22 protein-coding genes are annotated in these 24,547 nt (G+C 48.0%); 8 read left to right on the top strand and 14 right to left on the bottom strand.

Features of this window, described 5'->3' with window-relative positions; all coding sequences use genetic code 11:
* Window positions 1-9: 9 nt before the first annotated feature.
* From ACQSGY_RS13085 to ACQSGY_RS13070, 4 genes are all read right to left on the bottom strand, one after another.
* Window positions 10-984, bottom strand: a complete 975-nt coding sequence (locus ACQSGY_RS13085; protein ID WP_253299142.1) for a cation diffusion facilitator family transporter — start codon at window positions 982-984, stop codon at window positions 10-12.
* Between the two features lie 199 nt (window positions 985-1,183).
* Window positions 1,184-1,795: an SMI1/KNR4 family protein gene (locus ACQSGY_RS13080; protein WP_427052194.1), complete on the bottom strand. Its 612-nt coding sequence runs from the start codon at window positions 1,793-1,795 to the stop codon at window positions 1,184-1,186.
* A 294-nt stretch (window positions 1,796-2,089) separates the two neighbouring features.
* On the bottom strand, window positions 2,090-2,863 hold the full coding sequence (locus tag ACQSGY_RS13075; protein ID WP_111270622.1) for a DODA-type extradiol aromatic ring-opening family dioxygenase: 774 nt from the start codon (window positions 2,861-2,863) through the stop codon (window positions 2,090-2,092).
* Entirely contained in the window at window positions 2,863-3,537 is a 675-nt protein-coding gene (locus ACQSGY_RS13070; RefSeq protein ID WP_427052193.1) for an alpha/beta hydrolase, read from the bottom strand. The genes ACQSGY_RS13075 and ACQSGY_RS13070 overlap by 1 nt, the downstream gene beginning before the upstream one ends.
* Window positions 3,538-3,800: 263 nt before the next feature.
* Here ACQSGY_RS13070 and ACQSGY_RS13065 point away from each other — a divergent pair, with 263 nt between their 5' ends.
* The gene (locus ACQSGY_RS13065) at window positions 3,801-4,169 is read left to right on the top strand and encodes a glyoxalase superfamily protein (RefSeq protein ID WP_427052192.1); all 369 of its coding nucleotides are present in this window, start codon (window positions 3,801-3,803) and stop codon (window positions 4,167-4,169) included.
* A gap of 41 nt (window positions 4,170-4,210) precedes the next feature.
* Window positions 4,211-4,759, top strand: a complete 549-nt coding sequence (locus tag ACQSGY_RS13060; protein ID WP_427052191.1) for a helix-turn-helix domain-containing protein — start codon at window positions 4,211-4,213, stop codon at window positions 4,757-4,759.
* 141 nt (window positions 4,760-4,900) lie between these two features.
* Here ACQSGY_RS13060 and ACQSGY_RS13055 read toward each other — a convergent pair whose 3' ends face one another.
* From ACQSGY_RS13055 to ACQSGY_RS13025, 7 genes are all read right to left on the bottom strand, one after another.
* Entirely contained in the window at window positions 4,901-5,491 is a 591-nt protein-coding gene (locus ACQSGY_RS13055) for a Fic/DOC family protein (RefSeq protein ID WP_427052190.1), read from the bottom strand.
* Entirely contained in the window at window positions 5,484-5,708 is a 225-nt protein-coding gene (locus tag ACQSGY_RS13050; protein WP_427052189.1) for a hypothetical protein, read from the bottom strand. Before ACQSGY_RS13050 ends, ACQSGY_RS13055 begins: the two co-directional genes overlap by 8 nt.
* Before the next feature lie 150 nt (window positions 5,709-5,858).
* The gene (locus ACQSGY_RS13045; RefSeq protein ID WP_427052188.1) at window positions 5,859-6,578 is read right to left on the bottom strand and encodes a 3-ketoacyl-ACP reductase; all 720 of its coding nucleotides are present in this window, start codon (window positions 6,576-6,578) and stop codon (window positions 5,859-5,861) included.
* A gap of 130 nt (window positions 6,579-6,708) precedes the next feature.
* Window positions 6,709-7,614, bottom strand: coding sequence for a DUF4097 family beta strand repeat-containing protein (locus tag ACQSGY_RS13040; protein ID WP_427052187.1), 906 nt, complete (start codon window positions 7,612-7,614; stop codon window positions 6,709-6,711).
* Complete coding sequence (locus ACQSGY_RS13035; protein ID WP_427052186.1) at window positions 7,611-8,216, bottom strand: HAAS signaling domain-containing protein; 606 nt, start codon at window positions 8,214-8,216, stop codon at window positions 7,611-7,613. Before ACQSGY_RS13035 ends, ACQSGY_RS13040 begins: the two co-directional genes overlap by 4 nt.
* Window positions 8,209-8,538 carry a PadR family transcriptional regulator gene (locus tag ACQSGY_RS13030; RefSeq protein WP_248063169.1) on the bottom strand — a complete coding sequence of 110 codons (330 nt, stop codon included), beginning with the start codon at window positions 8,536-8,538 and terminating at the stop codon, window positions 8,209-8,211. The genes ACQSGY_RS13035 and ACQSGY_RS13030 overlap by 8 nt, the downstream gene beginning before the upstream one ends.
* A 325-nt stretch (window positions 8,539-8,863) precedes the next feature.
* On the bottom strand, window positions 8,864-10,408 hold the full coding sequence (locus ACQSGY_RS13025; protein ID WP_427052185.1) for an FAD-dependent oxidoreductase: 1,545 nt from the start codon (window positions 10,406-10,408) through the stop codon (window positions 8,864-8,866).
* A gap of 380 nt (window positions 10,409-10,788) precedes the next feature.
* On the opposite strand from ACQSGY_RS13025, the gene ACQSGY_RS13020 reads away from it, so the two are divergent.
* Together ACQSGY_RS13020 and ACQSGY_RS13015 are read left to right on the top strand one after the other, a co-directional pair.
* Window positions 10,789-13,620 carry a glycoside hydrolase family 3 C-terminal domain-containing protein gene (locus ACQSGY_RS13020; RefSeq protein ID WP_427052184.1) on the top strand — a complete coding sequence of 944 codons (2,832 nt, stop codon included), beginning with the start codon at window positions 10,789-10,791 and terminating at the stop codon, window positions 13,618-13,620.
* Window positions 13,621-13,882: 262 nt separating this feature from the next.
* The gene (locus tag ACQSGY_RS13015; RefSeq protein ID WP_427052183.1) at window positions 13,883-15,631 is read left to right on the top strand and encodes a methyl-accepting chemotaxis protein; all 1,749 of its coding nucleotides are present in this window, start codon (window positions 13,883-13,885) and stop codon (window positions 15,629-15,631) included.
* 110 nt (window positions 15,632-15,741) lie between these two features.
* Here the strand turns inward: ACQSGY_RS13015 and nrdG are convergent, their stop codons facing one another.
* Entirely contained in the window at window positions 15,742-16,251 is a 510-nt protein-coding gene (gene nrdG / locus ACQSGY_RS13010; protein WP_427052182.1) for an anaerobic ribonucleoside-triphosphate reductase activating protein, read from the bottom strand.
* On the bottom strand, window positions 16,248-18,209 hold the full coding sequence (locus ACQSGY_RS13005) for an anaerobic ribonucleoside triphosphate reductase (RefSeq protein WP_427052181.1): 1,962 nt from the start codon (window positions 18,207-18,209) through the stop codon (window positions 16,248-16,250). Before ACQSGY_RS13005 ends, nrdG begins: the two co-directional genes overlap by 4 nt.
* Window positions 18,210-18,775: 566 nt before the next feature.
* Here ACQSGY_RS13005 and ACQSGY_RS13000 point away from each other — a divergent pair.
* Entirely contained in the window at window positions 18,776-20,416 is a 1,641-nt protein-coding gene (locus tag ACQSGY_RS13000; protein ID WP_427052180.1) for an ATP-binding response regulator, read from the top strand.
* A gap of 203 nt (window positions 20,417-20,619) precedes the next feature.
* Window positions 20,620-21,558 carry an aldo/keto reductase family protein gene (locus ACQSGY_RS12995; RefSeq protein ID WP_427052179.1) on the top strand — a complete coding sequence of 313 codons (939 nt, stop codon included), beginning with the start codon at window positions 20,620-20,622 and terminating at the stop codon, window positions 21,556-21,558.
* Between the two features lie 120 nt (window positions 21,559-21,678).
* Here the strand turns inward: ACQSGY_RS12995 and ACQSGY_RS12990 are convergent, their stop codons facing one another.
* Window positions 21,679-22,773 (bottom strand): diguanylate cyclase, encoded by a 1,095-nt coding sequence (locus tag ACQSGY_RS12990; RefSeq protein WP_427052178.1) that lies wholly within the window; start codon window positions 22,771-22,773, stop codon window positions 21,679-21,681.
* 304 nt (window positions 22,774-23,077) lie between these two features.
* Between ACQSGY_RS12990 and ACQSGY_RS12985 the strand changes: the two genes are divergently transcribed.
* Together ACQSGY_RS12985 and ACQSGY_RS12980 are read left to right on the top strand one after the other, a co-directional pair.
* Window positions 23,078-23,473 carry a Fur family transcriptional regulator gene (locus tag ACQSGY_RS12985; RefSeq protein ID WP_111272302.1) on the top strand — a complete coding sequence of 132 codons (396 nt, stop codon included), beginning with the start codon at window positions 23,078-23,080 and terminating at the stop codon, window positions 23,471-23,473.
* Window positions 23,449-24,261 carry a winged helix-turn-helix transcriptional regulator gene (locus ACQSGY_RS12980; protein WP_184181150.1) on the top strand — a complete coding sequence of 271 codons (813 nt, stop codon included), beginning with the start codon at window positions 23,449-23,451 and terminating at the stop codon, window positions 24,259-24,261. Before ACQSGY_RS12985 ends, ACQSGY_RS12980 begins: the two co-directional genes overlap by 25 nt.
* The last annotated feature ends 286 nt before the right edge of the window (window positions 24,262-24,547 follow it).

Below are 24,547 nucleotides of genomic sequence, written 5' to 3'. Positions count from 1 at the left end.
GTGATCTCTTTATTTTTCGATATCCGAAGATTTCTTGTCCCAGCTGCTTACGCCGTCATCCTCAATAATAGAGATCGCCGCGTCGGCAATATCAGGGTCCAGCATCAGCTTCTCCTGTATGCGGAATTTGATATCATCGGCATCGGCCAAGGTGAGTCCCTTCGTCAGCTCAATCAGGCCCTCGACATGGTAATAGCGGCCCTCCTGAACGATACGCATCATCTGAATATCAGCCACATGGCTGTCTGCCAGAATGATCTGGGACACTTTGTCCTCGATATCCTGCGGTGCAGCGACACCGATCAGACCAATCATGTTGTCATAGCCGACACGGAAAGCTACAGCGATCATCAAACATCCGATGATGGTCGTGACAATACCGTCCAGCAGGGCAAAGTTGGTCAGTGCAATGACCACGACAGATACCAGCGCAAGGGTTGCCCCGAGTACAGCTACGACATCCTCGTAGAATACGAGGCGGGTTGGAGGCGCGGCGCGTCCTACATTTTTAATTGCGGCCGGAACGAGTCCGAAGCCTGCTGCTTTCGGAGCACGGGCTTCCTTGAGAATCTCCTTCATCGCTTTGATGAGGATAGCCCCATCAATCAGGATATTCAGCACAAGTACGCCAATGTTGATCCACAGACCATCCCCCGAGTGCCCGGCAGGATGCCGGAGCAGATGAATGCCTTCGTGAATCGTTTCATAGGCCATGATGGTCACCACAATGACAGCAATCATGCAGAAAATGTTGATGACCCGTCCGAATCCGGTCGGGAAGCGGCGTGTAGGCTGCTTTTCGGATAACACACTGCCGACAAAAACAAACCCTTGGTTAATGGCATCGGCCAGAGAGTGCATTGCTGATGCAAACATGGCGCCACTGCCACTGAGCAAAAAGGCTCCCCCTTTACAGAGCGCAAGTATGGCGTTTCCGGCCATGGCTACAGCGGAGGATGTGTTTCCTTTTTTGACGAGAGACATAAAGCTCTCAGACTTCGGTTGTTCAGCCACTTCGGTAGTTCCTCCCAGAGATGTAGTTGATGTAGAAAGACAATCTTTATTCCGGTAGCTTGTGCATTTCCACTAAATGTTATTATAACCGCCTTTACATCTCCCAGCATTATGAAAAAATGGTCATATCATCATCTGTTCGACATAGGCATTCTCCAGTTACCTCAAGTTAATATTCAATCATCTCTATCTCACGCAGATTGCGATTGGATTGCTCCAGCAGCTCCGTGAACGTTTGAGCGACATAATAGACAAAGTCAGGGTCATGCTCGAACATAATGATCTGCCCGTACGTTCCTTGCTCTGTCGGGTCAAAATCCAGCATCAGATACAGCGAGCCGCCTCCAAGCTTGCCAAAGATAATCCACGATTTCTGATGAAGATAGGGCTTGATCCGGGGATCGAGTTCATGCATCTCATCCGGGGTAAAATAGTCTTGCATACGAATCTCAACCGTACCGTCATTTTCCTGCTGCATTTGTTCCAGCGATAACATATAGAAGACGTGGTCCTCATTCTGTGCCGCATCGCCTGGAAACAGGACATGAAAGGCATATCCGCTGCCATTTTTGCGTTTGTAAAATGCCCGTAAATCTGCTGGCAGACGAATGCCGTAATGCTGCTCGAACGCATCCAGCTGCTCGTCTGTTGCCCCTTCACGTTCCCTGTAGGCTTCGAGCAATTCCAGGTTTTCCTCGTCCTGTACCTTCTCTTCCAGCAGCTCCAGCAACTCATCCATAAGTTCATCCATACGTTGTTCTGGCGTTGGTCCTGACATCATGCATTCCTCCCCGAGAGAGTGATTTTCAGATCATTCAATAATTTTATCCATACTAGCTCAGTTGGTTCAGGCGGTTCATCTACAGCATGATCTTCTCTCTACTAGTATAGAATTACTCCAAAAGCACGTACAAGAAACTATAGACCCAAGTGGTGCCTCTATAGAATGAACTAATGGGAATGTGTAAAAGTGCAGCTGAAGTCGGTGTCATCGGTAGTTTCTCATCTCCAAACAATCCAAAAAAACGTGAGCAGCAGGGAAACCCTGCAACTCACGTTTTCACATGTAATTTATTTATTCAAATTTCCAGCAGGATAGGCTCAGGTTACCGAGCTGATACGCCCGGAACAAGAGGGAGGCCTGTTTCTTCTCATCACCTGCACCCATTGCCAGCAGAAGCGGCACGAAATGCTCTGGTGTAGGGACCGCTGCCTGAGCGGATGGAGCGAGTTTGTCATAAGCGAAGAGGGCTTCCGTATCCCAGCGCTCCAGCTTATCCTGAATCCAGCTGTCGAATTCCATGGCCCATGAATCAACGCCTTGACTTTCCCAATTCAGGCGGCGCAAATTGTGTACCGTACCTCCACTGCCAATGACAAGAATATTCTGTTCACGCAGAGCAGCGAGAGCTTGCCCGACCTGATATTGCTGTTCACCCGTCAGATAACGGTTGACGGACAGGGCAACCACCGGGATGTCTGCTTCAGGATACAGCAGGCGCAGCACAACCCAAGCGCCGTGATCCAGGCCGCGGGTATCATCCGTTTGTACAGAAATGCCTGCTTCGGTGAGCAGCTTCACAACCTCGGACGTTGTCTCGGCATGACCCTTAGCCGGATATTTGATCTGATACAGCTCAGGTTGAAAACCGCCAAAATCATAGATGGTTTCGTAGGTGTCAGGGACTGACGATACAAGCTGTGTAGTCGATTCCCAGTGTGCCGAGAACAGGACAATGGCTTTCGGTTTCGGCAGCTCCTGTCCAAGCTTTTGCAAAAACTCAGTGTATACATTCTCCTCCAGCGCCAGTGAAGGCGCGCCATGAGCAATAAATAGGGATGGCATCATCATTCGTTCATTCCTTTCGTATCTTCGGCAGTTACCTGAGCATCCGTCCGAAGGAAGTGTTGGAGTTTGGCATATAATTCAGGAGTGACTGTATGACCGCCCTTATAAGGCATATAAGTGACATGATTGGTGTAGCTACGGAAAAATGCAGCATTATCTTCACCCAGGTGTAACGGGAAAAGGTGATCCTGATCGCCGTGTGAGATCAATGCGGACAGGTTAGGAGAAGGCTGCAACGTATATTCCTCTTTTACGAACTGCGGAATGTATCCGCTCATAGCAACGATGCCTTTAATGGCATCCCCCATGATCAGGGACAGCGTCATCGCCATGATGGCGCCCTGACTGAAGCCAACAATATAACGACGAGCAGGATCGATTGCATATTGAGCCGACAGCTCAAGAATGAGGTGCTGTAGCCCTTGAACCGAGGCATCGTACAGCTCGCGGATAGGGTTTCCTATACTTTTAATCTGAAAATATGCATATCCTCCGCCTTGTACAAGAGGACCGCGGATGGCAATGATAATGAAATCGGAAGACAAAGGCTCCATTAATTGAAGCATGTCCCGTTCGTCCGATCCCATGCCATGCAGCGCAAAAATAACCGGATACTGCTTGTTTTTATCGTAATGAAGAGGCAGCTTCACCTCATGAATATAAGAAGAGCTCAAACCAATGCACCTCCTGATGGAATAAGGGTTATGTGTGAGTTTTTTGTATAAAACAAGCAACTTCAATGCCGATTGAACAAATAGACCTGTAGCATAAAGTTCACTGATGTGAAAATAATATTCTTATTGATGAACAAAATTTATCATGATTTCATTGTAGGGTCAACACTTATTTTGTATGATGAAAATATGTTTTGTATTAGGGAACTTGGAACGAACATCGGTATTGTACTTTTATTTCTGTAGAGGAGGACGTGAAGAAGATGATGAAACATATCGTACCTATTCTTAGAATTTTTGATGAAGCGAAGGCTAGGGAATTTCACACGGATTACTTGGGGTTCAAAGTGGACTGGGAACATCGCTTTGAGGCTGATATGCCGCTGTACATGCAGGTTTCTCAGGATGATATTGTCATTCATCTGTCCGAACATCACGGAGACTGTACTCCTGGTGCAGCCTTACGCATTGAGACGGAGCATCTGGAGGAGCTGCATGAGCGGATTTCTTTGCAAAAATATAAATATGCGAGACCTGGTATTGAAGAAACACCTTGGGATTCACGGGAAATGACCATTACTGATCCATTCGGCAATCGCCTTGTTTTTGTAGAGTCAACGGTTGAATCTTGATTCCAAGGAAACGGCAGTAAGATAGAAGAGAGGGCGGTAACATGGATATTGGCTTGGCCATTCGAACGATACGCAAACAGAAACAGATTACGATTATGCAGCTCTGTGAGGGGACAGGATTGTCCAAAGGTTTTATCAGCAACGTGGAAAATAACAAAACCTCACCGTCCATTGCTACATTGGAAAGCATTGCGGACTATCTCGACGTACCGCTGCCTTACCTGCTGTTAACGCAGGAGCAGCGTATGAATGTAGTGCGCAAGCATGAGCGTAAAGAGACCACAGCAGGCAGCGGGCAGATCAAGGTACAGCAGTTAACAGCGAAAGGTGCTATGCGCATGTCGATAGTAGAACTACCGCCAGGGGCTTCTACAGGTATCAGCAAACATGCGGGAGAGGAAAGCCATCTGGTGATGCAAGGGGTGATTCGGGCCAAACAGGGAGAAGATGAGGAAACGCTGGAAGCGGGAGATTCATTTACGTGGAATGCGATCGTACCTCATGAGGTTACCAATATAGGTGATGAGCCAGCGGTGGTCTTGATTGCGGTATCCAAGGAGTTGGAGCTGGATCATCTGTTGGATAGGTAAGTGCAGGGGTGGGAGAGAAACATGGTAGGAAATACTGTATTCTGTTCTGCAAACGAAGTCGGGCTCACAGTTAAGATAACAGAAGGTGAGAGACGTCTGCCCCTCACCTTCTGTTATCTTAATCACCAATAATTAAGAGAATCACTCATCTAATTTCTTAGTGATAGTTCTGAAAATATCTATTAATTTATAATTTTTATAAGGAGACTCGATCATAGCCTGCAATATCTCCTCCGCCTTAACAGACGTAAAATCAAGATGATAACCAGACTCAAGAGCCAACGTACGAATAAACTCTCGTTGTGTTCTTCCGTTTCCTTCCCTGAAAGGGTGAAGGACATTTAATTCAGTAAGATAATAAGCTAATCTTTCGGTAAATACATCATAAGTTGAATTTATAAGGAAATTTTCAAGTTTTAGCTCCTGAAGTAATCGATCAGTTTCAGGTACTAAATAGTGTACATTTGCAAACCGAAAGGAACCTTTCCCAATTTCCTCAGTTCGATAATCACCAGCAAAAGGATATATACCTTCAAATAAAAATTTATGAATATTACATAAGTGTAAACGATCAAAATTACCTTTTAACGGTTTTAAATGTAATAATCTAAGCCGATCCATTGTTAATATCCTGTCAAAAGCATCTAATTGCTTTTGTTCTTTGAAACCAGGAACATTTATTAGTACTTCACTGTCGGGATAACAATATTTTGAATGGCTTTGCTCATACATTTCGTGCAAGTTCTATTGCGTGAGCAAGGAATTCATCATTTTTCATCTTACCGTTTGATCTTTCCAATATTAATTTCTCTTCTGAAGGTGTAAGATGCATCCCTTCAATTGCAAGTGAGGCCTTGGCATTCATAAATGCGATAAGCTTTTTCTTATGAGTGTATTTTTTCACGGACAAAACCCTCTTCTCATAACGTTTTACAACATTTATATTCATTTAGCTTGCCCACCTTTCGTACACTAATACCTATCTCAGTATTATATCAAATGCAGTTTCAGATTGTAACATATATAACAAAAGAATGAAGCTACCAACCAGAGTTCTAGTGGTAGCTTCATTCTTTTAATCCAAAAAAGCACTTGAAACTTACTGTGGATTGGTTGTCCAGATCCCTGCCGCTTTTACGAAGACACGGTCGGAGAGCTTGAGTGTTGCCAGCGCAAGCTCGGCTACGTCTTCGGCTTGCATCATGCGATCCTCATCTCCGATTTTCAGTCCGGCATTCACAGCGAGCTCAGTATTCACCGTGCTTGGTGTCAGTGCCGTTACACGAATGTTTGATTTGCGAACTTCCTGCATCAGGGCTTCGGTCATGCCAAGTACTGCGAATTTGGAAGCGCAGTAAGCAGAGCCTGTAGCGAATCCACGCTCACCTGCAGTAGAAGCAATATTAATGATGCTGCCGCTGCTCTCCTTGATCATGCTTGGAAGAACGGCGCGTGTCACGTAGTATGTACCCATCACATTGACATGCAGGATGCGTTCCCACTCTTCAGGGTCCATATCCAGCAGCGTACCAAAGCTGCCGATGCCTGCATTGTTAATCAGGATATCGACGGCTCCAAGTTCCAGTTCAATCGCTGCTACAGCGGCTTCGGCTTGTGAACGATCGGAGATGTCGGCTGTTGCACTTGTTACCTTCACGCCATACTCCTTGCTTAAAGACTCCTGCAGGGCCTGCAGATCGGAAGCTGTGCGGGCGATCAGTCCAAGATGTACACCTTCCTTGGCAAGTGCTTCAGCGATGGCACGGCCAATGCCTTTACCTGCTCCAGTAATAATGGCTGTTTTATTTTTAAGTTCCATGGGAATAATCCTCCTCAGCATTTGGGTTGGCTTTTGATTATACTATACTTTACCCAACGATCGGAAATATGCGTCATTACAATCTAATGCGGACTGTACAATACAATCTAACTTAACTGCATAAAACAATCTAGCGTGACTGCACAATCCTGATGCTGCCTGAGGTGGTACGTGCTTTGATCAGTTCCTGACTTACCATCGGGGATTCCGGCACGTTAACCTCACCTGAAGTCGCTCTGGCATCATAAATACCGTCAAAATCAGGCGCTGCCTGAATGAAGATATCTCCCGATGTTCCTGATACATTTACGGGAGCGGATTGTGACTGCTCAATATAAATGCTGCCCGAGGTGAATTCGACATTAGTAGCACCGTTTAATCGGGTGATCTCGATATCTCCTGAATGAATCTGGCTGTTCACCTTTCCCGTAACCTGTTCTGCATTGAAGCTGCCAGATGTTTGTTCGACCGTCATATCGCCATGAATGGTATAAGCTGCGATGTCTCCAGAGGTGAGTGACAATTCGATTCTGGGCACATTTAATTCTTGTAAACGAATGGAGCCTGACGAGTTTTTCATCTCCAGTGATTGAGCATTCAGCCCGGTCAGATTCCAGTCACTTGAAGAGGATTTCAAGACAACATCATTCAGTGGATATCCCTTTGGTAAAGCTACCGTAATCCGTGCCTCCTGTTTATCCCAATTCAGGTTGAAAAATTGCCAGCGTATGCGCTGATTCTGCGAGAGCTCAAATGTACCATTGGCAAATTTCGCTTGTTCGAAACTTTTGATCATATCCTGATCCCATTGGCCATCCACTTCGATATACGCATTCTGATTCGGGCTGACCATGAATTCGATATCGGCATTAAAGTCGCCATCCATTCGGACATTTTGCAGCTCCCCAGGCTTGAAATCCCACCGTTTGTTATATGCCTCCCGTTCATCTCCGAACTGAAAGCCGTACATAGACGTTCCAAACAAACCTATTCCGATACAGATGATTGCGAGTGCCAGCCATTTTTTCGTGCTCATGCAGGAGCATCCCCTTTCATTACTTTTTGATTCCATCGAATATAGCTTATAGTAAGGACTTTGAATGCTCTGAAAACATATTTGGATGCAATCGCAAAAAGAATGCCGAGACCAAACAGGCCAATGGATACGAAAATTTCTGCTTTTTCAAGTTGGCTCAGAAATAGAGCATCTACAGCGGCAGCGACAGGGGCAAGAGCCAGCAAAGACATGCCTGCAATGGTGAGCCACACCGACCACAGGGTTAAACCGATGGGGATGCCGAACATCAGATTCAGAAAAAGCAGTCCGACAGCTGTGAAGAAATTGCGGGTGGCTCTTGTAGGGTTGCTCGCGGGTTTCATCTCTTTGAACGTTGATGCGTAGAAAGGGTCCGTAGCAGGCAAGTCAGCATGTATGTATGCATCATAACGGTCACCGAGTGCTTCTCGTGCAATCTGCTCCGGGTGCCCCAGCTCCCGTGCGATCTCTTCCTCGGTTCTGCCTTCATGCAGCCCAAGGGCAAAATGCTGATCGTAATCTGCGAGCAGTTCAGATCGTTCGGCTTCGTCCATCGGACGTAAATACAGGGCCATCGACTGCATAAATTGTTTTTTATTCATCTTGATTTCCTTCCTCCATTAGGTTGGTCACGCTGCGCACAAAGGCGTTCCACTCTGCTGATAGTGCCGTCATATATTCATGGCCTGTATCAGACAAGCGGTAATATTTGCGCGGAGGACCTTCGCTTGATTCTTGAAGATAGGTCGTGCAGTACCCCTCATTCACCAGCCGGCGAAGCAAAGGATATAGTGCACCTTCGGCCACTTCGATATGCTTGGAGACCGCCTGGGCCAGTTCATAGCCGTACCGATCCTGACGATGGATCAAGACCAGGACGCACAGCTCCAGCACTCCTTTTTTGAACTGGGTATTTACGTTCACACAGGTTCCTCCTTGGTTGATTCAATGATACTAGTATGTATTATTCAGTAGTGTTGGAGTCATCATAGCACCCGGTACTATTTAATGCAAGGTAGTGTCTATAAATTAGTTCTGAATCATTTTTGGCTGCTGCTGCTCACCTATAGAATTAAGCATACGAGAAAACCGGATCGTTTGCTTCCGTCTGGAGACGGAGAACCGATCCGGTCTAAGAGATGAAATGTACGCATGTAGTCCGTACATTTTTTGCACATGGTGTCTATTTTGGCTGCCCAAGCTGGGATGTTCATCTTGATGCTGCAGTCAGTTACGTCTGCTTAAAAGATTACTGTTCCTGCACATCCAGGAGGGGCAGGTCTTCTATCGCAGGTCCCTCAATGACATGGCCTTCATAATTAAAACGCGAGCCGTGACATGGACAGTCCCAGGAACGCTCGCCTTTATTCCACTCGACCTCACATCCCAGATGGGTGCAGGTTGTATCCACAAGGAACAGCTTGCCGCTGTTATCTTTATAGGCACCAGCACGTTTGCCGTTATAACGCACGACAGCGCCCTCGTCGCTGCCAAGCTCATTTATATTTTTGTGTACGATGCCGACCTTGCCGGCGATTAACTCCTTCGCCACATTTACATTTTCTACAATAAAGTTTTTGATGCCCGGGTCAGCCTTGAATCTTGCGGGATCAAAAACGTCTGCATGCGGATTATGCCGTCCGGTAATGCGATCAGCCATCAAATGTCCAGCCATCGTGCCTGTAGTCATCCCCCATTTGGCAAAACCGGTAGCGACATAGATTCGTTCATGTCTCCCGGTAATAGGTCCGATATAAGGCACTTTATCAATGGAGATGAGATCCTGTGCGGACCAGCGGAACGGGATGTTGCGAATACCGAAGGTTTCCGCCGCGTATTGCTCCAGCCGCTCATAATGTCCGAAGGTGCAGATGCCTTGTCCGGTTTTATGGTTTTCCCCGCCGAAGAGAATATGCTCTTTGCCGTTATGCATGACAGCGCGGAGTGAGCGGGCCGGATTATCATCTGAGATGTACATGCCCCCTGCATAGGGTTTCTCGGGTTCAACCATTACCGCATAGGAACGCTCGGCATGCAGCCGGGTAAAGTAAAACCCCGGATCGTATACAGGGAAATGAGAAGCAACCACGATATGCTCTGCTGTGACAAATGAGCCGCCAAACGTTCTGATACGCAGCGAAGCTTCTTCCTCTACATCGGTTACGGTTGTATGCTCATAGACACGTACACCTTGTTTGACAGCTGATGTCAAAAGGTAGTGCAGGTAAGCAAGAGGATCAAATCGGGCCTGTCCCGGCATGCGAATTCCTGCTCTGGACGGAACCGGGATGGGGAGCGGGTCTGCCCATTCTCCGGGAACACCCAGCTTGCCATACGCGGTCAGCTCCACCTCCAGCTTTTTGATGTTATCTTCTGACTGAATATAGACGTAGGCATCCTCATCGGCCCATTGACATTCGATCTGCTTTTCCTTAACGAGCTTGCGCATCCAATCCCCGGCCGCGGCGTTGCCTTCATAGTACATCCGTGCCTGTTCATGCCCGAAATGATGCATAATTTCATCAAAGATCATTCCATGCTGTGCGGATACTTTGGCCGTCGTATGACCAGTCGTACCGTCAAGCACTTTCCCCGCTTCAAGCAAAACTACACTCAGCCCGGACTGTGCAAGCAGATAGGCTGTCGTAATGCCTGCAATTCCCGCTCCGATAATAGCTACGTCTGCCGTAGTATCTTCTGTCAGCTTGGGATAGGTATCGAATGTATTCGCTGCACGCCATAGAGACTCCGGAGCTGGCGGTAGATTTGTTTTTAACGGCTCATTGTCACTCATTGATTCTCTTCCTCCTCGATCTTGATCAGACCATAATATAGGACACTAAGACATGAAGGGGCCTGTGTCCTTGTGCTTTCTCATCAGGATTGCCAGAGTGTGCCAGAAAAAAACGAGTATATGCATATTTAACGGGAGGAAGGTTTATATTTTCCTGAGACGTACCTCTGTTTTTTTGGGTCAATATGTTTTATAGTAGGATTAACGAAATCGTTTTAGATTAATTTCGTCTAATTGATTTTATTCTAATTAAGTGCTTGTGTTCGGGATTTTAACGTATATTTCCGAGATGTAATTCAAGAGATACGCTTGTTTTTAACCTTTTAAAATGTATTCGCTATCATAACGATTATAAATTCATTTATCGAAGGAGATTACACATGACAACTCATCAAACGAAATATCCGTTTCAAGACACAGCTCTTGAGCTCGATACCCGGGTGGAGGACCTTGTATCCCGTCTGACAGTTGATGAAAAAATAGAATCCATGCTGCAATACCAGCCAGCCGTTGAGCGTCTGGGCGTTGCAGCCTACAAGCATGGAACCGAAGCTGCACATGGTCTGGCCTGGCTTGGTGAAGCGACATCCTTCCCACAGCCTGTCGGGCTGGCATGTACGTGGGATACGGAGCTCATGCAGCAGATCGGCTCTGTAATTGGAGATGAGGCACGTGTATTTTACAAACGAAACCCCGCCGTTAACGGTCTTACGCTGTGGGCGCCAACGGTGGACATGGAGCGTGATCCGCGCTGGGGACGGAATGAAGAGGCTTATGGCGAGGACCCGGAACTGACAGCGGAGCTGACCACAGCGTTGGTTAAGGGCATTCAGGGCGACCATCCCAAGTATTACAAAGCAGTGGCCACACTCAAGCATTTCCTCGGCAACAACAACGAGGTGGACCGGGGCAGCGGCTCATCCAGCATTGATCCACGTAATATGCGTGAATATTACTTGAAAGCATTCGAGAAGCCTTTTAAGGAGGGCGGGGCACAGTCGATGATGACAGCCTACAACTCGATAAACGGTACACCGGCTCTCCTGCATCCTTATGTGAACGAGATTGTTAAAGGGGAGTGGGGCATGGACGGTTTCATCGTTAGTGACGCTGGCGACGTGATGGGTATCCAAAATGATCACCATTACTATGATTCGCACACACCGGGTACGGTGGAGTCGGTCAAAGCAGGCATCGACAGCATCACCGATGATGCGGAGCTGTCCAAGCAAGCGCTTCGTGAAGGGCTGGAGCAAGGACTGCTTACGATGGAGGATATCGACAAAGCCTTGTTTAACACGTTCCGCGTGCGGTTCCGTCTGGGCGAATTTGACCCGGAAGAAGGCAATCCGTATGCTGGCATTGGAGAGGAGGCCATGATGACGGATAAAGCCAAAGCGCTGTCCCTTCGAGCGGCGAGAGAACAAGTGGTATTGCTTAAAAATGACAATGCAACTCTTCCACTGGACAAGACCAAAGCAGGCAAAGTAGCTGTGATCGGTCAGCTTGGCGGTACCGTTTACCGGGACTGGTATGCAGGAACGCTGCCGTACCGTGTAACCCCTGTGGACGGCATCCGCAGCAAGGTGGGCAGTGACAATGTCACGTTTAGAGACGGTGACGATCGCATCACACTTACATCCGCAGCAAGCGGCAAGAAAATAGGGCTTGTCAGAGCCGAGAATTCACCAGAGATGGTGGTTAAAGCCTCGGAGGAAGCGGAGACGTTCAGGGTGACGGATTGGGGTTTTGGCAGCTGTACTCTGCAGGCCGAAAGCAATGGCAAATATGTAACGACAGATGAAGATTCTGTTACGGCGTCAGCGAGTGAAGTATATGGATGGTTCGTAAAAGAAGTGTTCCACCTTCTTCCGCAGCCGGACGGCAGTGTGGGACTGACGACATGGAATGGCAAAATCGTGACAGCAGCAAATGAGGGTCACGATGCCCTCAAGGTATGCCAAGATCAGCAAACCTTCGGTGCAGCCGAGACTTTCCAGCGCAATGTCGTAGTGGATGGATTTGAGGAAGCTGTAGCCGCAGCCAAGGAAGCGGAGACGGCGATTGTATTTGTCGGCAATAATCCGCTTGTCAACGGTAAGGAAGAGATTGACCGCCCCGGCCTGGACCTGGCTGAATCCCAGCAGCGTCTCATTCAGGCCGTATACGAAGCCAATCCGAACACGATTGTTGTCATCGTTGGCAGCTATCCTTTTACGTGCAACTGGGTTCAGGAGAACATTCCGGCGATTTTGTATACGTCACATGCAGGACAAGAGCTGGGTAACGCAGTGGCGGATGTGCTGTATGGGGATTATGCACCGGCAGGCCGGCTGAACATGACATGGGTTCAATCGGAGGATCAACTTCCAGACATCAAGGACTATGACATTATACAGTCGGGCCGTACGTATCAGTATTTTGAAGGAAATGTGTTGTATCCGTTCGGACACGGGCTCACCTATGCTTCGTTTAAATACAGCAATTTGCAGGTAACCCCTGCGGAAACGGGTCAGGATGAGCAGGTTGCAATTAGCGTGGACGTGACGAATACGGGTTCGATTGCCAGTGACGAGGTGGTGCAGCTGTATGTACGTGCAGGCAAGTCCCGTGTGAAACGTCCGCTGAAAACGCTGAAGGCTTTCCGCCGCCTGCATATCGAAGCCGGAGCAACGGCAACAGTACGTTTTGACCTGCCTGTTCAGGAGCTGGCGATCTGGGACGTTACGCGTGATCGGTATGTTGTGGAGGAGGGCATCTACTCCATCATGGCTGCCAAGTCCTCTTCGGATGTGCAGCTGGTAGCAGAGTTGAAGGTTGCAGGTGAGACTATCCCTGCACGTAATCTGAGTGTGACCACAAGAGCCGAGAACTATGATGCTTACCGGAATGTGGAGCTGGATGAGTGCAAAGAAGGCGGGACAGCTGTCCGCGTGACCGGAGAACAGGCATGGATTGCCTTCAAGGATGCAGACCTTGGCAGTGGTGCATCTGTCCTCGAAGCGCGTGTATCCGCAGAACAGCCGGGAGCTGTGCTGGAAGTGAGGCTGGGTGCGCCGGACGGTACACTCGCAGGGCATGCAGAGCTGACAGCAAGCGGGGCCCAACAGTGGTCTACGGTGAAGGCTGAGCTAACCGCTCCAGCGGGAGTACAGGATGTCTTTCTGCTGATGTCAGCAGGTGTGCGCGTTCGTCATTTTGAGATTCGTTAAAATTATTGCCAATGTTATGAGGAGATTCTGCCTCATTGAACTTAGATATTACGAGGGTCAGCCTGCATATGCGGGTTGGCCTTTTTGTTTTTACATAATGCCATTCAAAAACAGCTTTTATATAACGATATATACTATATGTTCTTATATCATGTTCTTATATCGTTATTGGGATGCCAAGTTGAAGCAGGGGGATACCGGTCTGATTTTTCATTAGGACAGATATGTAAGCTATATAAGTTAAGGAAAAGGGGAATCTCCGATGTTACGCTACTTTCGCAATAGAAGTTTGGTTGTTACGAGTTCTGTCCTGATTGCATGTATTTTGCTTATTCTGATCGTTGCCATGAGTTATATGAATTTCAGGCAAAGTCAGCAGGCTTATTATGAAGAGATTAATCAGGTTGGCAAAGCGCTGTCGAATCAGCTTCAAGTCAACCACGGACAGGTAGAGCAGGCTAACCGGCAGCTGTCAGCTTCAGCTAAGCCATCATCTCCCGAGCTAACGGCGCTCAAGGAACAACTGGACGCCATGACTGGCGTTGCTTCCATCGCGAACGCGTATATTTTTCAATCCACGATTAGGGAGCAAGACGGCAAGCAAATTCTCACGGGGTTACAAGTCAATCAGGCCCTTTATGATCTGGATATGGTGCCCGGTGTAAAATATGAAATTCCGGCGTTGGTTCAAAATACATACAAGCTTGTATTGCAGCAGGGGACCGCATTGACAGAACCGTACACGGATAGTGCAGGGACCTGGGTAACCTATCTGAGCACGATTAAGGATGATCGAGGGCAAGCTATAGCGATATTTGGTCTGGATCTGGATGCGGCCAAAGTAAAACAGGATCAGTTGTGGATGTTCTTGTACAATCTGGGCGGAGGACTGCTTGCAGCAGCAGTGCTGATCGTGCTGGTGATCATTCTGCTGCGTATTGTGCTTCGACCTTTACAGCATCTGGCGGTTGTATCCAATCAGGCTGCGGAAGGAAATCTGACTGTAAGCCTGACTGTAGGCAATCAGAACGAGATTGGTCAGACAGCGAAAGCCTTTAACCACATGATTGGTGCCCTGCAGCAATTGATTACGGGAATCCAGTCGACCTCCTCCAATGTGACACGCTCAGCGTCGGACCTGCAATTAAGTGCAGCACGAACGACTGAAGCATCACAAGAGATCACGGAATCCATGCTGCAGGTCTCCTCCGGGGCCGAGCTGCAACGCGAGTCTACGAATGAATGCCAGGTCTCGATTAACGAGATGGTCACCGGTATCCGGCGTGTTGCGGAGTCCAGTCAGGTGGTTGCCGAGCTGGCCGCGGACACCACGGATCGTGCCAGTCAGGGTGAAGCCGATATTACATCGATGGTGGAGCAGATGCAGCAGATTGAACATAACATGTCAGGCACAGTTACGGTTCTTCATGATCTGCGGCAGCTGAACAGTAATATTGCCGGAATTATGTCGATGATCCGTGAAATTGCGGATCAAACGAACCTGCTTGCACTTAATGCTTCCATCGAGGCGGCAAGAGCAGGAGATGCTGGCAGAGGTTTCGCTGTGGTCGCCCAGGAGATTCAAAAGCTTTCCGCTCGATCCAAAGATTCCTCCGATCAGATCGACCAGATTCTGAAAGGGATATCTCATCATACAGAACGAGCCGTAGACTCTATTGAAGAATCGGTTGAGGTAGCCAAGAAAGGTGCTGCGACATCTGAAGTCACGGCTGAAACCTTCCGCCAGATCGTTGACGCGATTCAAAAGGTTTCGGGCCAGGTCTATGAAGTATCTGCCGCTTCAGAGCAAATGTCTGCCAGCAGTGATCAGATTACTACTTCGTTGGCCCAGCTGGGTATCGCAGCAGCCGACTCATCTGGCAACGCGAATAAAGCGCGTGCTTCTTCAGAGGAGCAGCTTGCTTTGATGCAGGAAGTATCCAGTCTGTCCGAAGAGCTGAGAAGCCTGGCATACGAGCTGAATCAGGTGATACAGAGGTTCCAGGTGTAACAAGCAGGTTATACAGGTAACATACGATACAGCTATATAAAAGCAGGCTCTGAACACTTGAATCGTGGCAGAGCCTGTTTTTTTGTTATTAAAAGACAACAAAAACATCGTTACACTGCATCCAGCTGCAATGTAACGATGCTTCCGGCGGCCTGGGTGGCACGCACATTGATTAAACGCTGATTTCGGCTTCCGCGGAAGGGCAGGGACACATCGCGCTCCGCTGCAAGGTAACGTCCATCAACAATGACGTCGCATAGCTGTGCAAGCTCGGCTCTTCCCGGATCGGCAACGAGTTCCTCGTATTCGAATCCTGTATAAGCCCACACCGTCAGGTCAGGGCGCGCTTCCCGGAGCTGTCGAACCCAGCGGCTGCAGCCTGGTGCGGAGAAAAAGGGATCACCGCCGCATAATGTCACGCCATCCAGCAGGGGATGGTTCGTCACTTCCTGCAAAATCTGCTGCTGTCGCTCTTCCGTAAAGGGTTCGCCGGCTCGAAAGCTCCATGAATCCGGGCTGAAGCAGCCTGGGCAAGCGTGTCTGCATCCGCTGATGAACAATACAGCACGCAGGCCCGTGCCTTCATTGACTGACTCGGGGATGTAACCGTACAGATTCACCGATGTTTCACCCGATCCCGCACCTCGGCCTGCTTCGCAGCATTGAAGCGTACCTTATAGTCACCTGTCAGATAGCCGGTTACGCGGCGCAGGCGCTGGAAGTGCACTTCATTTTCATGAACCTCGCATCCCGGACAGATATCCCCGATAACCCCCTCATACCCGCACTCAGGGCAGCGATCTATCGGATGATTGATGGAAAAGTAACCGATATCCTGTGCGAGTGCATACTGCACGATGCGCATAAAGGCTGCCGTGTTGGCCCGTACATTGCCATCAAGCTCTACATAAGAGATCGCTCCGGCGTTGCATAAGGTATGGAACGGAGCCTCCAGCTCGATCTTGCGATAGGCCGGAAGATTATGATAGACCGGAATATGGAATGAGTTGGTATAATACTCACGGTCATTTACGCCAGTGATGGGGCCATACTGTGCCCGGTCTAACTTGGTGAATTTGCCAGACAAACCTTCTGCGGGAGTAGCAAACAGGGTAATGTTGAGGTTATGGTGCTCACTCATGAGATCACAGAATTTTCTCATCGTACGAATGATGTTTAGCGCTTCGCGATGCACATGCATATCCTGTCCGTGATGTCGTCCATACATGGCCGTCATACACTCAGCCAGCCCGATAAAACCGAGCGATAACGTTCCGTGTTTTAGCAGATCCGCAACAGGTTCATTGGGGTCGAGCTGCTCGCCCCCTTCCCACACTCCCTCCCGCATCATGAAATCGGATGATTTGGCGGGCTGTTTTGTCTGAATAGCGTATCGGTGCAATAAGCCGTCTACCGCCGTATGCATAACCTTTTCCAATGCCGCGTAGAAGCCATCCCGATCCGCGACAGCCCGGTTTCCCCGGCAGATACCATATCGAATGCCCAATTTGACCAGGTTAACGGTGTTAAACGAGAGGTTTCCTTTGCCGCTCTGACGATTCCGTCCAAACCGATCCGCAAGGGTGCGTGTGCGGCAGCCCATCGTTGCAATGATTGTATCCGGGTCCTCCGGGTGGTAATAAGGCAAGTTGAACGAAGCATCCACATTGACAAAGTTAGGGTACATGCGCCGCGAGGAGCAGGTTACCGCCAATCGGAACAGATCATAGTTGGGGTCACCTTGAGCCTGGTTAACACCCTGCTTGCACTGGAAGATATGCTGTGGGAACACAGGTGTTTCCCCATGACCCAGTCCCCGAATCGTGGCCTCCAGCAAGGAACGGGAGACGAGCCGTCCTTCTGCCGAGGTGCATATTCCATAGTTGAGTGAGGTAAAAGGAATCTGGCCCCCTGCCCGGCTGCTCATCGTATTGAGATTATGTATAAGAGATTCTGCAGCCTGTCCAGTCTCGACTTCAGTCTCTTCACAAGCAAACGCAAAGGATCGTGGACATTGCTGCTTGGCTGCCGTACTGTCCAGATGCAGCTGCTCATCTGTAAGGACGGCAGATTCGTTAAAGAGCCGCTGCCCTTTGCGAAAATGTTTGACGAATGAACGCTTCACATAAGGGGCGAGGTCCCAGTCGATCTTGTTGGCAGACACACCGCCGTACTGACTGTTTTGCTGGGACTGGAAGATGATAGCGACAAGGGCCATGGCTGACATAATCGTCTGTGGTGTGCGGACGGAGCCATTGCCTGTATTGAAGCCGGAAGCCAGCAGTCGATCAAACGGAATAAAGATGCAGTTGGTTGTGCCAAGGGCGTACTGATCCAGGTCATGCACATACAAATCCCCTTGTTCAACGGCTTCTGCAAGCGCCTCAGGCAGCACATGACGCATCGCATGCCATTTTGCCGTCTCCGAACCGAGCCTGCTCATTTTTCCGCTGAAGGAATCTCCGTTCAGATTGGCATTCTCTCTCAGCGTATCGGCATCTTCAGCGCCAATAATACGTCTTCCCAGGTCGGATAATAGATCAGGTGCCGGTGGTGCGGCATACTCAAGCATAGTCATGTAACGTGCCTCCTAAATGGATTTTTTGAGATTGTATAAGCTTATAAACATTTGCGTTATATACGATAAATATGGATGTTATATACTAGATGTAGATTGATATTATCCATTTATAAACTATATGTGGATTTTTGGGTGTGATTATCATCACACTCCTAATGAGGAGGCAGCATTTGCCTTGAACTGATGCGGGTTTAAAGGTTTCCAAAATTGAAGCGGAGGCGTATAATCTCTACTTATCCTGCAAGTATAAACTTCCACGTCAGAGATCATAGATTAAAGTACGCGAACCGAGCCGCTTTATCGGGGTGTTTTGTACAAACGCTTTATTGGAGTGCTTAAAAAAGCTTTAATTAAATGTTTTGAAGAGAGCTTTAATGAAATGTTATAAACAGAGCTTTAATGATAAAACAGATTATGGATATCAGTATGGTTCTCTTATACTTCTGTGGTGTTAAACATATAAGTATAGTTTGTGATAAATCCGCTAGAGCCCTGCATGTTATGTAAAAGTCTGATTCGTGAATTAAAATATAGCAGCCAAGACAAACAAAGTGGGGTGGATCATGGAGACGGTAGAAGGCAGACACCAAGGCTTCTATAAAAACATTGAAGAAGCAGCGGCCCATATCGTGGACGTATTAAGTGGCATATTAGGAGTGAATACCATCTTCGTAGCCACGAATGACGGAGTGACCAATGTCATTCTTGAAGCCTTCAACCGTAAGGAGAAACTAGTTGTTAAAGGAACAGCACTTCCATTTATGGAATCGTACTGCAGCCTGGTATTGAAGGATAACGGCAGTGTTGTTACGATTCAGAATACCTGTGAGCATTCTGTCACACGTTCAATGGATGTTACGACCGGACTGGGGAACCGATTTTTTGTGGGTGTGCCGATCATGCGAAGATCAGGTGAAGCCTTCGGCACAATATGCATAATGGATGATCCAGGATATGTGATCCATGAGAAGGACATGAAGACCCTGGAAGCGATGGCCGTGTTTCTGGGATATGTAGTTGATCTGGAGAGTACGCTGCGAGCTCAGGAGCAGAAGCTGAGCGATTCAGAACAGCTGCAGGAGAAGCTGCAAGCGGAGAAAGAACGTGCCGAATCCGAAGCGTTGACCAAGACACAGATGCTGAAGCTGATGAGCCATGAGATTCGTAATCCGCTGAACGGAATTTTGGGATTGACGGATCTGATGCGTACTCCCGATATGTCGGAGGAACAAGCCGAGTATGTCAACATGATCGAAACGAGCGGTAACATTCTGCTCTCGCTGCTTAACAATATGATGAACTTTAACACGAATGATGCTGGCAAAACGGTGATTCATGATGACCCCTTCGATCTGGTCAGCACAATTGAGAACACGGTCTATCTTTATGCCGGTACAGCAACCAGCAAAAATATAGAACTGGGGTTAAACCTGAATCTGAATGTATCGCAGGTTTTCATTGGAGATGAGATCAAGCTTGGTCAGCTGCTCGGTCATGTCATGCAATACGCAATGGATTCCACCCGGGAGGGTGCTGTGCTTGTGACAGCCGATCTCGATGAAGAGGCAAACGAGGATACAGATGTTCTCCTGCTTCGGGTTCGATATACAGGGCAGATGATATCGGACAATCGTCTGCGTGCTTCCACTGCTAAAACGGCGGAGACAGTAAGCACGGAAAAGCTCATTGGCAGTAATCTGGGGCTGGCTGTCAGTCAGAACCTGGCCATTTTGATGCATGGACGTATTCAGGTAAATACGCTTGATGGGATGATGACCGAATTTCAGATTTCCCTTCACTTGCGCAGATATTGGGATTTGCCACAAGTCACCAGTGTACAGCAACGATTAAAAGGGAAAAAAGTGCTGCTTGCCAAAGACCCTGATATTTTGCAGGGTGTATCCTCCTTGATGCGCAGATGGGAGATGGATGTGCACATGACTTCTGATTCCACTGCTGCTTACCAGTGGCTCAAAGAAGGCTTCAAGCCGGACGTTGCCGTTGTGGACATGGGTCTGCGTGAAGGAATTACGGTCGATTTCGTTATGGACTTGAAACGGCAGGTTGAAGCTCTGCCTGTCATTATGCTTGTTCCCTATGGGATGCATATGGATCTGCATGAAACGCAGGCTTTTGATGCCGTATTAACCAAACCGGTGAGACAGACCGAACTGTTGAATGCACTAAGTAGTATTTTGCCATAGAAGCGGTTATCGATGAGCTGCTCGGCGAAGATCTCTGTCGGTCCCTGGAGTCTGTGGGCACAAAGCGGCACATTCAATCTGAATGTGTTCTTCGGTGCTCTCCTTTGTTACGTTTATTACTGCAAACGTTTTCACGATGCTCCAGTTAGGTTACAATAGGATGTGGGACTTCATCATCTCATGAAGAGGAGGACAAGCATTCAATGGAATATCGTAGATTGGGTGGAAGCGGATTGAAAGTCAGCGAGATCAGCTTGGGCAGCTGGCTGACGTACGGCGGATATGTTGAACGGGAGAATGCGGTTAAATCAATTGAAACTGCATTTGATGAAGGCATTAATTTTTTTGATACGGCTAATGCTTATGAACGGGGAGCTGCCGAGGTGCTGCTGGGTCAAACGTTGAAAGCATACTCGCGAAGCTCGTATGTGCTCGCAACCAAGGTTTTTAACAAAATGGGTGATGGGCCTAACGATCACGGATTGTCCCGCAAACATATTATGGAGCAGTGTGAGGCCAGCTTGAAGCGCCTCGGCACGGATTATGTTGATATCTATTACTGCCATCGCTATCATGCGGAGACGCCGATTGAGGAGACTCTTCGTGCACTGGATGATCTGGTGCGGCATGGTAAAGTGCTGTATGTCGGCGTTAGCCAGTGGACAGCAGCTCAGATGGAGGATGCACTAGGTACAGCGGACCGCTTGCTATTAGACCGCATTGTGGTGAACCAGCCGGTATACAACATGTTTGACCGCTACATTGAGAAAGAAATTATTCCTCTGGGTGAACGTAAAGGCATAGGACAAGTGGTATACTCCCCGCTCGCACAGGGGCTGCTGACAGGCAAATATACATCGGTCTCAGATATTCCGGAGAACAGCCGTGCTGCGAAGCTTGGCTGGGATGAAGGCAAGATCAGCGCAGATCGAATCGGCAAGATTCGTCAATTGATTGAGATTGCAGATCAGCTGAATCTGAAGGTAGGCCAGCTCGCTTTGGCCTGGATTCTTCGCCAGAGCAATGTTTCCAGTGCATTGGTCGGGGCCAGCCGCCCGGAGCAGGTGAAGGAGAATGCAGCCGCTTCGGGAGTGAAGCTGGACGCTTCTGTGATTGAGAGGATTGAACAGATTCTGGTTTAAGATAAGAAGCGAGGCAGATTATATATACGAAAAAAAAGAGTGTAATGAAGTATAAAAGAGATGCCATCTGCCTGTGAATAGGCAGATGGCATCCCTTTTGTTGTGGAAAAAATTCAGATTCTATAACCAGTCTTCGTCAGCAACGATAGTATTACGAGGGGGTAATGAACACACCCTGTTACGTCCCGTATTTTTGGCTTCGTACAGAGCACGGTCAGCCTGGTCAAACAGATCATTGTCGTCGTGATCGTCACAATGATCAGGGTAGACGGCGATACCGATCGAGACAGTCAGCTTTACGGTTTGACCGTCAGGCAGTGCAAACAAAAATCTGGCGACAGCTTTCCGCACAGATTCTGCAATGGTTATGGATTGATGGTATCCGCAATCGAGCAGCAGGATGGCGAATTCTTCCCCGCCATGGCGAGAGACGAGATCAGTAGAGCGTGCATGCGCAACGAGAAGCTGCCCGAGCTGCTTGAGTACAGCGTCTCCAGCAGAGTGACCGTAAGTATCATTTACTATTTTGAAACGGTCAATATCAATCGCCAGCAGAGACAGCTTCTGATGATAATGTCTTGCATGCTGGAGCTCAGCCCGAAGGGACTGCTCAAACTGCCGCCGATTGCTCAAATCTGTCAGGTGATCCGTTGATGCTCGTCTTTCCAGCATAAATAACATCTCATTGGATCTGTTAATGAATTCGGCAATGAAATAAATGGAAATACCGCCGGCAAAGGCAATGGTCATCTGTATGGGATAAACCTTCATTAAGGTGCTCATGCTGTTCGTATTCATCAGGAGCGCGACAAAAATCAGCATCATGCCTAGCAGGTTCATGGTGATAATCTTGGTTAATCTGGACCATGAAGCGTAGGCGAAGTATACGCCCGATAGTCCAAGCAGTATCATGATGAATGCTCCATCAATAGCAGATGAGGTTATGCCAAACATAAGGATGCGAAGAATCGCGATAATGACACCAGAAATAACGGAAGCAAGTCCGCCAAGATATACTGCTGCAGTCACAACAGCCAAATGCCGCAGATCGACAAGGGTGCTGTCATTTATATGAAAGGAGTAGTTCATAAGAACAGTACCGTATAAACCAAATAACAATCCGCCAATCATCTGAACGCGCAGCGAGGGAAAAGGCAACCGAATGCTGTAGAATTTAGCGACAATTCCTGACAAGTACATAAAGGTAATTATCACACAGAGATTTACAAAAAACGTGCTTAACAACCAGCATCCCCCCTTTTACGCACATCACTCTATTTTATCTGAAAATCGGTACTCTAGCGAACCATATAATCCCAAATGTTTGAAGGGTTTGGTTCTTAGTCGTTATAAAATTCCAAAAGCAAATATAAACAGCACAATATTGACTCGATATACATTAAGATTTATACTTAATCTAAATCAAAATAAATAAATGTTGTGTATAGATAAGTAAATTAACGATAAGAATGTTCAAATTCGATATATTTTCTGAAAATAATATAAAGGGGTATGGGTTGTGAAAACATTAAATCTGACAATACAGCGGCAAGCCGTATATGATGTCGTGCGTAAATCAGAGGACCATCCGACCGCTGCCGATGTGATGAATCGGCTGGTTGAGCAAGGGTATAATCTGGCTTATGGTACGGTATATAATTCACTTCGTTATTTAACAGATAAAGAGCTGATCAGAGAGCTTAAGCTTGGCGAAACAGCAAGCCGATATGATGCCCGGATGGACGATCACCAGCATATTATGTGTGAAGTATGTGGTAAAGTGGACGAGGTGATGACAGAGGTCCCTCCACAATGGATGCAGCAGGTTGCTGCAGAGACCGGTTATGCAATTGATCACGCTCATGTGGTATTTGGAGGTGTCTGCGGGGAATGCAGAAACAAACGGATCAAGTAAAAGTGAAATGGTCGGGCCGCCGGCTCCCACTCCGGGTCAAGCCTGCCCTGGCTGAGACCGAGCCTGCACCGTTAGTGGATAATTGTCCGATTACCCGACGTGTCATCCTGATTAGTCCAATGCCTGGTCAAGTGCATGAACTGGTGAAAGCCTTGACCGACAGCTGCTTTGACGTGCTTGTGTTCCATCGCTGGGAACCGGACCTACATGAACGCTTGGTATTTGATCTGCTGATCTATGATTTGTCCGTGGCCGGAACTATTGATGCGTTTACGGGAATCAGCAGTCGTTTGAATCGTGAGGCCGAGCATACGACACCTTGTCTCTACCTGGTTGGTGAGAAGATGATTGGCAGTGCTAGCGGACCTATGCTGCAGGAGGAGCTGCTCGTGTGGCCGGCACGCCCGCAGGAAGCACTTTACCGGGTCCAGCGCATGATTGGCAGCAGTCCTGTCCTGCCAAAGCGTGCATTCCTGCCGGAAGAGGGACAGCGAATCGGCTTTAAGGATCTGCTGCTGGATCGGGAACGGATGAGCGTACAGCGTGACAATACCCGGATTCATCTGACCAAGACGGAATATGATCTGCTGCTCAAATTGATTGATGCCAAGGGTGCAGTCATCTCGCGTGAAGAGATGCTCAGTGACATTTGGGAGACTGATTTTACGGGTGGAAGCAACGTAGTCGATGTTCATATCAAGAGCTTGCGTAAGAAACTGGGTGATAATGCGTCTTCGCCGCAGTACATCGTTACGGTAAGAGGTGTAGGTTACCGCCTTGCGGATTAACCTTTCATAGTGAAAAGATGGTTTGAACCTGGCGTTGATCGTGTAATAACGATCAGCGCTTTTTTATATTTTAGAATAGGTTTCACGAGATGACAGCATGTCTGTTCAGACCCTTCATACTTCATTCATTTTTGGTGAAGCAATCTCATCTTAACCTCATGTAAACCTCATGCAGTGTGAGCATAGGACATGCTAGAATCAATTTAACAGTTAGATCAAGTCTAAATGTATATTTAAGCCGATGACGAATATGATTGGAATTAGATGATGAATAAGATTTGAATCA

Source organism: Paenibacillus sp. TC-CSREp1 (assembly GCF_050171015.1).
Classification (GTDB): domain Bacteria; phylum Bacillota; class Bacilli; order Paenibacillales; family Paenibacillaceae; genus Paenibacillus; species Paenibacillus silvae.
The sequence above is the reverse complement of the archived record's forward strand: the minus strand, read 5'-3'. Positions and strand labels throughout refer to the sequence as shown.

Bases quoted from the DNA above. Each gene is read 5' to 3' on its own strand.
- ACQSGY_RS13005 (WP_427052181.1), bottom strand. From the start codon at position 18,209: ATGACTATGCTTGAGTATGCCGCACCACCGGCACCTGATCTATTATCC.
- ACQSGY_RS13065 (WP_427052192.1), top strand. From the start codon at position 3,801: ATGATGAAACATATCGTACCTATTCTTAGAATTTTTGATGAAGCGAAG.
- ACQSGY_RS13020 (WP_427052184.1), top strand. From the start codon at position 10,789: ATGACAACTCATCAAACGAAATATCCGTTTCAAGACACAGCTCTTGAG.
- ACQSGY_RS13050 (WP_427052189.1), bottom strand. From the start codon at position 5,708: ATGAATATAAATGTTGTAAAACGTTATGAGAAGAGGGTTTTGTCCGTG.
- ACQSGY_RS13040 (WP_427052187.1), bottom strand. From the start codon at position 7,614: ATGAGCACGAAAAAATGGCTGGCACTCGCAATCATCTGTATCGGAATA.
- ACQSGY_RS13025 (WP_427052185.1), bottom strand. From the start codon at position 10,408: ATGAGTGACAATGAGCCGTTAAAAACAAATCTACCGCCAGCTCCGGAG.
- ACQSGY_RS13060 (WP_427052191.1), top strand. From the start codon at position 4,211: ATGGATATTGGCTTGGCCATTCGAACGATACGCAAACAGAAACAGATT.
- ACQSGY_RS13055 (WP_427052190.1), bottom strand. From the start codon at position 5,491: ATGTATGAGCAAAGCCATTCAAAATATTGTTATCCCGACAGTGAAGTA.
- ACQSGY_RS13035 (WP_427052186.1), bottom strand. From the start codon at position 8,216: ATGAATAAAAAACAATTTATGCAGTCGATGGCCCTGTATTTACGTCCG.
- ACQSGY_RS13080 (WP_427052194.1), bottom strand. From the start codon at position 1,795: ATGATGTCAGGACCAACGCCAGAACAACGTATGGATGAACTTATGGAT.
- ACQSGY_RS13000 (WP_427052180.1), top strand. From the start codon at position 18,776: ATGGAGACGGTAGAAGGCAGACACCAAGGCTTCTATAAAAACATTGAA.
- ACQSGY_RS12995 (WP_427052179.1), top strand. From the start codon at position 20,620: ATGGAATATCGTAGATTGGGTGGAAGCGGATTGAAAGTCAGCGAGATC.
- ACQSGY_RS13015 (WP_427052183.1), top strand. From the start codon at position 13,883: ATGTTACGCTACTTTCGCAATAGAAGTTTGGTTGTTACGAGTTCTGTC.
- ACQSGY_RS13045 (WP_427052188.1), bottom strand. From the start codon at position 6,578: ATGGAACTTAAAAATAAAACAGCCATTATTACTGGAGCAGGTAAAGGC.
- ACQSGY_RS13075 (WP_111270622.1), bottom strand. From the start codon at position 2,863: ATGATGCCATCCCTATTTATTGCTCATGGCGCGCCTTCACTGGCGCTG.
- ACQSGY_RS13085 (WP_253299142.1), bottom strand. From the start codon at position 984: ATGTCTCTCGTCAAAAAAGGAAACACATCCTCCGCTGTAGCCATGGCC.
- ACQSGY_RS12980 (WP_184181150.1), top strand. From the start codon at position 23,449: ATGCAGAAACAAACGGATCAAGTAAAAGTGAAATGGTCGGGCCGCCGG.